The sequence below is a fragment of the Phenylobacterium sp. genome (assembly GCF_016793285.1).
GTDB lineage: Bacteria > Pseudomonadota > Alphaproteobacteria > Caulobacterales > Caulobacteraceae > Phenylobacterium.
In genome coordinates, this window is sequence record NZ_JAEUMO010000239.1 from 1 (window position 1) to 7,613 (window position 7,613).

At 71.5% G+C, this 7,613-nt stretch carries 10 protein-coding genes; 6 read left to right on the forward strand and 4 right to left on the reverse strand.

Annotation, left to right across the window (positions count from 1 at the left end):
* Both JNL41_RS20390 and JNL41_RS20395 read left to right on the forward strand, forming a co-directional pair.
* Nucleotides 1-1,608, forward strand: a 1,608-nt coding sequence (locus JNL41_RS20390) for a DUF885 domain-containing protein (RefSeq protein ID WP_293478013.1), incomplete at its 5' end; no start/stop codon positions are given.
* Nucleotides 1,609-1,714: 106 nt separating this feature from the next.
* The gene (locus JNL41_RS20395) at nt 1,715-2,986 is read left to right on the forward strand and encodes a cytochrome P450 (RefSeq protein ID WP_293478014.1); all 1,272 of its coding nucleotides are present in this window, start codon (nt 1,715-1,717) and stop codon (nt 2,984-2,986) included.
* Nucleotides 2,987-3,046: 60 nt separating this feature from the next.
* Here JNL41_RS20395 and JNL41_RS20400 read toward each other — a convergent pair whose 3' ends face one another.
* Nucleotides 3,047-4,273 carry an MFS transporter gene (locus JNL41_RS20400; RefSeq protein WP_293478015.1) on the reverse strand — a complete coding sequence of 409 codons (1,227 nt, stop codon included), beginning with the start codon at nt 4,271-4,273 and terminating at the stop codon, nt 3,047-3,049.
* A 190-nt stretch (nt 4,274-4,463) separates the two neighbouring features.
* On the opposite strand from JNL41_RS20400, the gene JNL41_RS20405 reads away from it, so the two are divergent.
* Genes JNL41_RS20405 through JNL41_RS20415 form a run of 3 tightly spaced genes read left to right on the forward strand, consistent with a single transcriptional unit; the run spans nt 4,464 to nt 5,502 of the window.
* On the forward strand, nt 4,464-4,784 hold the full coding sequence (locus JNL41_RS20405; protein ID WP_293478016.1) for a DUF1905 domain-containing protein: 321 nt from the start codon (nt 4,464-4,466) through the stop codon (nt 4,782-4,784).
* Nucleotides 4,781-5,125, forward strand: coding sequence for a GFA family protein (locus JNL41_RS20410; RefSeq protein WP_293478017.1), 345 nt, complete (start codon nt 4,781-4,783; stop codon nt 5,123-5,125). The genes JNL41_RS20405 and JNL41_RS20410 overlap by 4 nt, the downstream gene beginning before the upstream one ends.
* A 5-nt stretch (nt 5,126-5,130) precedes the next feature.
* On the forward strand, nt 5,131-5,502 hold the full coding sequence (locus tag JNL41_RS20415) for a hypothetical protein (protein ID WP_293478018.1): 372 nt from the start codon (nt 5,131-5,133) through the stop codon (nt 5,500-5,502).
* Between the two features lie 49 nt (nt 5,503-5,551).
* On the opposite strand, the gene JNL41_RS20420 is transcribed toward JNL41_RS20415, so the two are convergent.
* Both JNL41_RS20420 and JNL41_RS20425 read right to left on the reverse strand, forming a co-directional pair.
* Complete coding sequence (locus JNL41_RS20420; protein ID WP_293478019.1) at nt 5,552-5,944, reverse strand: hypothetical protein; 393 nt, start codon at nt 5,942-5,944, stop codon at nt 5,552-5,554.
* Entirely contained in the window at nt 5,941-6,096 is a 156-nt protein-coding gene (locus tag JNL41_RS20425) for a hypothetical protein (protein WP_293478020.1), read from the reverse strand. Before JNL41_RS20425 ends, JNL41_RS20420 begins: the two co-directional genes overlap by 4 nt.
* 175 nt (nt 6,097-6,271) lie before the next feature.
* Between JNL41_RS20425 and JNL41_RS20430 the strand changes: the two genes are divergently transcribed.
* Nucleotides 6,272-6,448 carry a hypothetical protein gene (locus tag JNL41_RS20430; protein WP_293478021.1) on the forward strand — a complete coding sequence of 59 codons (177 nt, stop codon included), beginning with the start codon at nt 6,272-6,274 and terminating at the stop codon, nt 6,446-6,448.
* A 65-nt stretch (nt 6,449-6,513) separates the two neighbouring features.
* On the opposite strand, the gene JNL41_RS20435 is transcribed toward JNL41_RS20430, so the two are convergent.
* A partial coding sequence (locus tag JNL41_RS20435) for an LLM class flavin-dependent oxidoreductase (protein WP_293478022.1) occupies nt 6,514-7,613 on the reverse strand: 1,100 nt, incomplete at its 5' end.

Here is a 7,613-nt window from a genome sequence, read left to right on the forward strand (position 1 = left end):
GACGCGGGCGTCGAGGCGCGGCTGAAGCGGCGACGCGAGAGCGTGGCGGCGATGAAGAAGGCGTTCGATCCGAAGACGCTGGGCGAGGACGCACGGACCTCGTTCGAGATGTGGGCCCTGGAGCTGGAGCGGGCCGAGAGCGACCGGCGCTGGGCGGGGCACGGCTATGTGTTCGACCGCAACGGGGCGCATACGCGGCTGCCGAACTTCCTGATCAACTTCCACCGGGTGACCGGGGCCGCCGACATGGACGCCTATGTGGCGCGCCTGGCGGCGATGGGGCCGGCGCTGGACGAGCAGATCGGCCGGGCGCGGCGGGCGGCGGCGCACGGTGTGCGGATGCCGCGGTTTTCCTACGACCAGTCGCTGGAGGAGGTGCGCCGGATCACGACGGGCGCGCCGTTCACGTCGACCGGCGGCGACAGCGCGCTGTTCGCCGACGCCAAGGCCAAGATCGGGGTGCTGAAGGCGCTGGACCGGATCGACGACGCCCGGGCCGCGGCCTACGAGACCGCGGTCGCGGGCGCGATGACCGGGCGGGTGAAGCCGGCCTACGACCGGCTGACGGCGTGGCTGACCGCCGACCGGGAGAAGACCTCGCCCGAGCCCCGGGGCGCGGGGTCGCTGCCGGACGGGGCGGCCTACTACGACGCCATGCTCGCGGACCAGACGACCACGGACATGACCGCCGACGAGATCCACCGGCTGGGGCTCGCCGAGGTGGCGCGCCTGCGCGGCGAGATGGAGGCGCTGAAGGGGAAGATCGGGTTCGCCGGGCCGCTCGCCGAGTTCTTCGCCTACATGCGCACCGAGCCCAGGTTCTACCTGCCGGCGACGGACGCGGGCCGCGCCGAGTACCTGCGCCAGGCGCAGGGCTACCTGGACGGGATGCGCGCGAAGCTGCCGCAGGTGTTCCCCCGGCTGCCGAAGTCGGCGCTGGTGGCGCGGCGCGTGGAGGCGTTCCGCGAGGAGCCGGGCGGGGCGGCGCACTATTCGTCGGGGGCGGTGGACGGCTCGCGGCCCGGGGTCTTCTACGTCCACCTCGCCGACATGATGGCGACGCCGACCTTCGAGCTCGAGGGCACCGCCTACCACGAGGGCTGGCCGGGGCATCACATGCAGATCTCGCTGGCCCAGGAAATGACCGGCCTGCCGGTGTTCCGCACCCAGGCGGGGTACGGCGCCTACATCGAGGGCTGGGGGCTCTATTCGGAGCTGCTGGCCAAGGAGATGGGCTTCTACCAGGACCCCTACTCCGACTTCGGCCGGCTGGGGCGCGAGATCTGGCGCGGCATCCGCCTGGTGGTGGACACCGGCATCCACGCCAAGGGCTGGAGCGAGGCGCAGGCGCTGGCGTTCTACACCTCGAACTCGCCGCAGCCGGCGGCCAAGATCCGCTCGGAGATCCGCCGCTACTTCACCACGCCGGGCCAGGCGACGAGCTACAAGGTGGGCATGGTGCGCATCCTGGCGCTGCGCGCGAAGGCGCAGGCGGCGCTGGGGGGGCGGTTCGACATCAGGGGCTTCCACGAGGCGGTGCTGGGCGCCGGCTCGCTGCCGCTGTCGGTGCTGGACGCACGGGTGGACCGCTGGGTGGCGCGCACCTGATTCCCCTCCCCCTCGCCGCGCGCAGACGGTGACGCGGTCGTCATTTTTGCTATCCTAACGGCGTTCGGGACGCTTCACTATCGCCCCCAACGACGGAGGATGGACCATGGCGGCCGACGGCAATCTGATGAGCCTCAAGGATGCTCGCGACGAGGCGTATTCCCTGCCGATCGAGAAGCTGAACCCGGCGCAGCCCGAGCTCTTCCAGGCCGACGCCATGTGGCCGATCTTCGAGCGCCTGCGCGCCGAGGACCCCGTGCATTACTGCGAGGAGCACGAGTTCGGGCCGTACTGGTCGATCACCAAGTACAACGACATCATGGCCATCGACACCGACCATGGCCGGTTCTCGTCGGACTTCATGAAGGGCGGGATCACCATCGCCGGCGGGCAGCAGAACATGGACCCGCTGCCCATGTTCATCGCCATGGACCCGCCGAAGCACGACGTGCAGCGCAAGGCCGTCTCGCCGGCCGTCGCGCCCCCCGCCCTGGCCGCCATGGCCCCGCAGATCCGCGAGCGCGCCGGCAAGATCCTCGACGGCCTGCCGATCGGCGAGGAGTTCGACTGGGTCGACCTCGTCTCGAAGGAGCTGACGGCGATGACGCTGGCGACGCTGTTCGACGCGCCGCAGGAAGACCGCCGCAAGATCACCTACTGGTCCGACGTGGTGACGGCCGCTCCGATGCCGGGCGCGATCGTCGAGACCATCGAGCAGAAGATGGGGATCTTCACGGAGTACCACGCCTACTTCACGGGCCTCTGGAACCAGAAGGTCAACGCCCCGCCGAGCGGCGACCTCATCTCGATGCTGGCGCACCACCCGGCCACGCGGGACATGGAGCCGCGCGAATACTTCGGCAACGTGGTGCTGCTGACCGTGGGCGGCAACGACACGACGCGGAACACGATCTCGGGCTCGATCTTCGCGCTGAACAAGAACCCGGACCAGTACAAGAAGCTGCGGGAGAACCCCGACCTGATCCCCTCGATGGTCTCGGAAACCATCCGCTGGCAGACGCCGCTGGCCCACATGCGCCGCACGGCGACCGAGGACGTCGAGTTCCAGGGCAAGCAGATCAAGGCCGGCGACAAGGTCGTCATGTGGTACGTCTCGGGCAACCGCGACGAGACGGTGATCGACAACCCGAACGCCTACATCATCGACCGCGAGCGGCCCCGGCAGCACATCTCGTTCGGCTTCGGCATCCACCGCTGCGTGGGCAACCGCCTGGCCGAGCTGCAGCTCACCATCATCTGGGAAGAGATCCTGAAGCGGTTCCCGGAGGTGCGGCTGGTGGCCGAGCCGAAGCGCGTCTACTCGAGCTTCGTGAAGGGCTACGAGACGATGCCGGTGGTGATCCCGAAGCGGAACTAGCGGGCATCCACCCTCCTCCGCTCATCCCCGCGCATGCGGGGAGGAGCGGTGTTGGGGGTTTCAGGCTGCGGCCAGCGCGACGCGGGTGCCCGGCCGCCAGAGCCAGGCGAGGAGCGCGTAGGCCAGGGCGGAGGCGACGCCGAGGCCGGCTTCGGTGAGGAGCATGGCGGTGGAGCCGTGCCGTTCGGCGACGCCGGCCACGACCGCGGTGACGACCACGACCGGCAGGTTGCAGAAGCTGGCGAGCACGGCGCCCACGGTGGCGGCGGCGCGGCCGTCGAGCTGTTCGTAGATCACCGCCGCGACCGCGGCCCAGGCGACGCCCAGCAGGAAGGCGTTCGCGAGCACGAAGGCGCCGAAGGCGAACGAGGTGTGCGGGCCGACCGCCATCGCCGCGAGCCCCAGCGACGAGGCGAGCGCGGAGCCCACATAGACGATGCGCTTGGGGTAGCGGTCGCACAGGTAGCCGCCGAGCACGCAGCCGGGGAGCGTGGCGAGGCCGCCGACCGCGCCCAGCGTCAGCGCCACGACGTCGGCCGAGGCGTGCCAGTCGCCGGAGACGGCGGCCAGCAGGCCGCTGGAGGCGCCCAGCGCCACGGGGATGGTGACGGCGATCAGGGCCAGGACGCCGTTGCGGGTGCGCAGCAGCTCCATGAGCGCGCCCCAGAGTTCGCGCAGGCGCGCGCCGAAGGCCGTGGCGCCCGTGGTGCGCGGCGCGCGCAGCAGCAGGACGGGCGTGGCGCAGGCGAGGCAGAGGGCGGCGACGCCGAGGCTGGCGGTGACCTGGCCGCCGGCATGGGTGGCGAGCCACAGGCCGAGACCGCCGCCGAGGCCCGCGCCGCCGAGGTTGCCCGACTGACCCCAGCCCGCCACCGAACCGCGGCGGTCGTCGGGGACCGTGGCCGCCACCAGGGTCGTGAACGAGCTGCCCATGAGGTTGATGGCGATGGAGACCGTCAGCGCGACGGCGGTGATGAGCGCCATGTTGCCGGGCTCGAGCGGGATGAGCGCGAAGAGCGCCAGGGCCAGCGCGCCGACCGCCAGCGACAGGCCATACCAGACGCGCGGGCTGAGGCTCATGTCCAGCATCGGGCCGAAGAAGAACTTCCACGCCTCGGGGGCCACGTAGAGCGCCACCAGCGCGCCGACCGCGCCGACGCCGACGCCGGCCTGGGTGAGCAGGTAGGCCAGGGTGACGGTCACGAAGCCGCGCGTCATGCCCGTCGGCAGTTGCAGCAGGAGATAGAACGGCGCGGGCATGCCCCGCGCCCCGGCCGACAGCGCCATGACGCCCCTCCCCCGTGGAAGCTGCCGACGACGCTGAGCGCGCGCGGGGTCGCCGTCCAGACCGGCGTGCGCATTATCGGCAAGCCATCGGCAAATCATCGGCTTCGCGCGCGCCAGCGGCGGGCCGGCGCCGCGACCCCGCCCTTCCTAACCGCTGGCGCCGGATGGGGCCGCGGGCGAGACTGGCGGGATGACTGACGACCCCGAGCCCGTCCGGTTCGTCTTCGAGACCGCGGTGATCCACTGGCGCGGGCCGAGCCCGTACTTCTATGCGCCCGTGCCGAGGGACCTGGCGGGCGAGGTGCGCGCCGCCGCGAAGGCGGTGAGCTACGGCTGGGGCGTCGTGCCGGTGGCGGCGGAGGTGGGGGGCGTGAGCTTCACGACCTCGTTGTTTCCGAAGGACGGGACCTATCTCGTGCCGCTGAATGACGTGGTGCGGAGGCAGGCGAACGTGACGGCGGGCGACGTGGTGACGGTGGCGATGACCCTGGGCGCGGCGAGGGTGGGATGATCGAGGCGAGCTGCCATTGCGGGGCCGTGCGGTTGGCCGTGGAGACGGCGCCGGCCGAGGTCAACGACTGCACCTGCTCGATCTGCCGGCGGCTGGGGACGCTGTGGGCCTACTACGAGGCGCCGCAGGTGCGTTTCGCCGAGGGGAACGGGCCGACCGACACCTACGTCTGGAACAAGCGGGTGCTGGCGTTTCATCGATGCCGCGGGTGCGGGTGCGTGACCCACTGGAGGGCGACCGCCCCGGTGTGGGCGGAGGGTCGGATGGGCGTGAACGCGCGGCTGTTCGAGCCGGAGGTGCTGGCCGGGGCGCGGCGGCTGGTGAACGGCGCGGCGGGCTAGCAGCGGTGGCGTTCCACGACGACGGGCCGCGGTGGATGGACGTGGCGCTGGCGGCGGCGCGGACGCTGAGCGCGACGACGCGCAAGGCGCGGCGGGCGAAGCATTCGGTCTACGTGGCGCTGCTGCGCGACCCGACGCGGGACGAGCCGTGGGGCATGTACGTCGGGCAGACCGGGCGCGACCCGGACCTCCGCTTCGACCAGCACAAGGACGGGTACAAGGCGAGCGGGGCGGTGCGGCGCTTCGGCGTGCGGCTGTTGCCGGAGCTGACGGCGCACCTGAACCCGATGCGGGCGTGGGAGGCCGTCGACCTGGAGGAGGCGCTGGCCGAAGCCTTCCGGGCGGCGGGCATCGCGTGGGTCGAGGGCGGGCACTGAGCGCCCCGCCGCTCATCCCCGCGAATGCGGGGATGAGCGGGTGGGGGAGTTAGTCTTCGTCCACCGCGCGGGTGACGAGGTCGCGCCAGGTGGGGTCGGCGGGGTCGACGAGATCGACGTCGTCGAGAAGGGCGACGGCCGAGGCGCCGTCGGGGAGGATGAGGCCCAGGACCTCCATGGTTTCGCCCTCGGCGTTGACGTGGATTTCGGCCTGCACGGCGACGGCGGCCTGGCCGCCGTCGTCCTCCCACCAGATCACAGGCTGCGGGAGCTCCATGTCGATGGGCCTGGGGTCGGCGGTGTCGGCCAGCGCGAAGACGGCGCGCCTGGCCTGGACGTCGTCGAGGCTGGCCACGGCGCCGGCGAAGGGCGTCAGGCGGTCCCAGTCGTCGACGTCGAAGCCGCCGCCGTCTTCGGCGTCGAGGTCGTCCTGCGGGATCACTTCTTCATCCAGGGCTTCGAGGCCCCGGCGCCCATGCCCTTGCTCGGACGTTCCCTGGCGCCGCCCGGCGTGTTGCGGGCATCGAGCGCGGCCTTCTTGAGGCGCAGCGCCTTCTGGATCGGGGTCTCGTCGGCAGGGGGCTTGTCGCTCATCGCGCATCGTTAGCACGGAAGGGTGGGAAACCTGTCCAAAGGTTCACTGGCCGCGCCCTGCTGCGTTCCTGCATAGGAACCATGCAAAGACGCCGATCGACCCTGCACGGGGCGGTCGGATACTCAGATTCCAGCGCCGATGAGCGGCGCGCCAACCGAAGAAGGACCGACGCCCGTGACCGCCGCCGCCCACCCCGCCGACATCATCATCGAAGGTGAGTTCCGCGTGGTCGCCGAGCGCGCGCTCTCGCACCGGGCCTCGCCCAACACCCGCCGCGCCGTCGCCCGCATCCTCTGCTGGAACGCGATCTTCGTGGGCGCGGTGCTGGTGATCCCGCACCTCATCGGCTAGCGCGCCGGGGGCGCGTTCAATCCACCACCAAGATCACCAAGGACGCCAAGGCGCGGCGGCCATCATCAGGCCGGCGTGGGCCGGCCGACGAGGTGGCGGCCGGCCAGCGCGAAGCTGCGGAGGACCGCCTCGTGCGGGATGGCGCCGAACTGCATCATGCACATGATGCGGTCGGCGCCGATGGCCTCGTAGGCGCGGAGCTTGTCGCGGCAGTGGTCGGGGTCGCCGATCACGACGCTGTCCAGCGGCTCCAGCGCCTCGTGGGCGGCCTCATGGCTGATCTCCTCGCCCCGGGCCATGCGCTTCAGCAGCTTCACGACCTCGGGATCGTCGGGCTGGATCTCGATCTCGTGCGGGTCGAGGGCGGCGAGCGCGGCGGTATCGCGCGCCGAGTTGGGGTGCAGCCCGGCCTTGATCATGTCGTACCAGACGCGGCGCGGGACCTTGAACACCACCGGCGCGGTGTTGACGTACCAGAGGGCCGACCAGGCGGCGCCGTTTTCGATCGCCTGCGCGCGGCTCTCGGCGACGTGGACGAAGGTGAAGACGCCCTTCTCGGGGTTGACGACCTTGCCGGCCGGTTCGACGCAGGCGGCCAGGCCGCGGGTGTGCTCCTTCAGCATCTCGCCCAGGAAGGCGACGGGGCTGAGCAGCGTGGTGCCGAGCGCGCCGACGCCCAGTTCGCCGGCCATGTAGAAGCTCTCGGGCGAGCCGCAGGTCTGCCAGAGGCGCGGGTGCGGCGTCTGGAGCGGCTTGGGCGTCACCTCGCGGGGCGGGACGTTGTAGGTGGGCGAGGACCAGGAGAACTCCTTCTCGGTCCACATGCGCGGGATCATGCGGAAGGCGTCGCGGACCTCGTCGCGCGCCGCGTCCGGGTCGACGCCGAAGGTCTCCCACTCCTTGCCGCCGGACTTGGCGAGGCCGAGTTCGAAACGGCCGCCGGAGAGCAGGTCGAGCGTCGCGGCGCGCTCGGCGACCCTGAGCGGTGCGTTGATGCGGAAGGGGGCGAGCACGCCGGCGTGGCCGACGCGGAGCGTCTTCGTGGACATGGCGATGGCGGTCAGCACCACCTCGGGGGCGGACGAGTAGCTGAACTGCGGCGAGCCGTGGTGCTCCACCTGCCACCAGGTCTCGAAGCCGGCGGCCTCGGCGGCCCGGGCCTGGC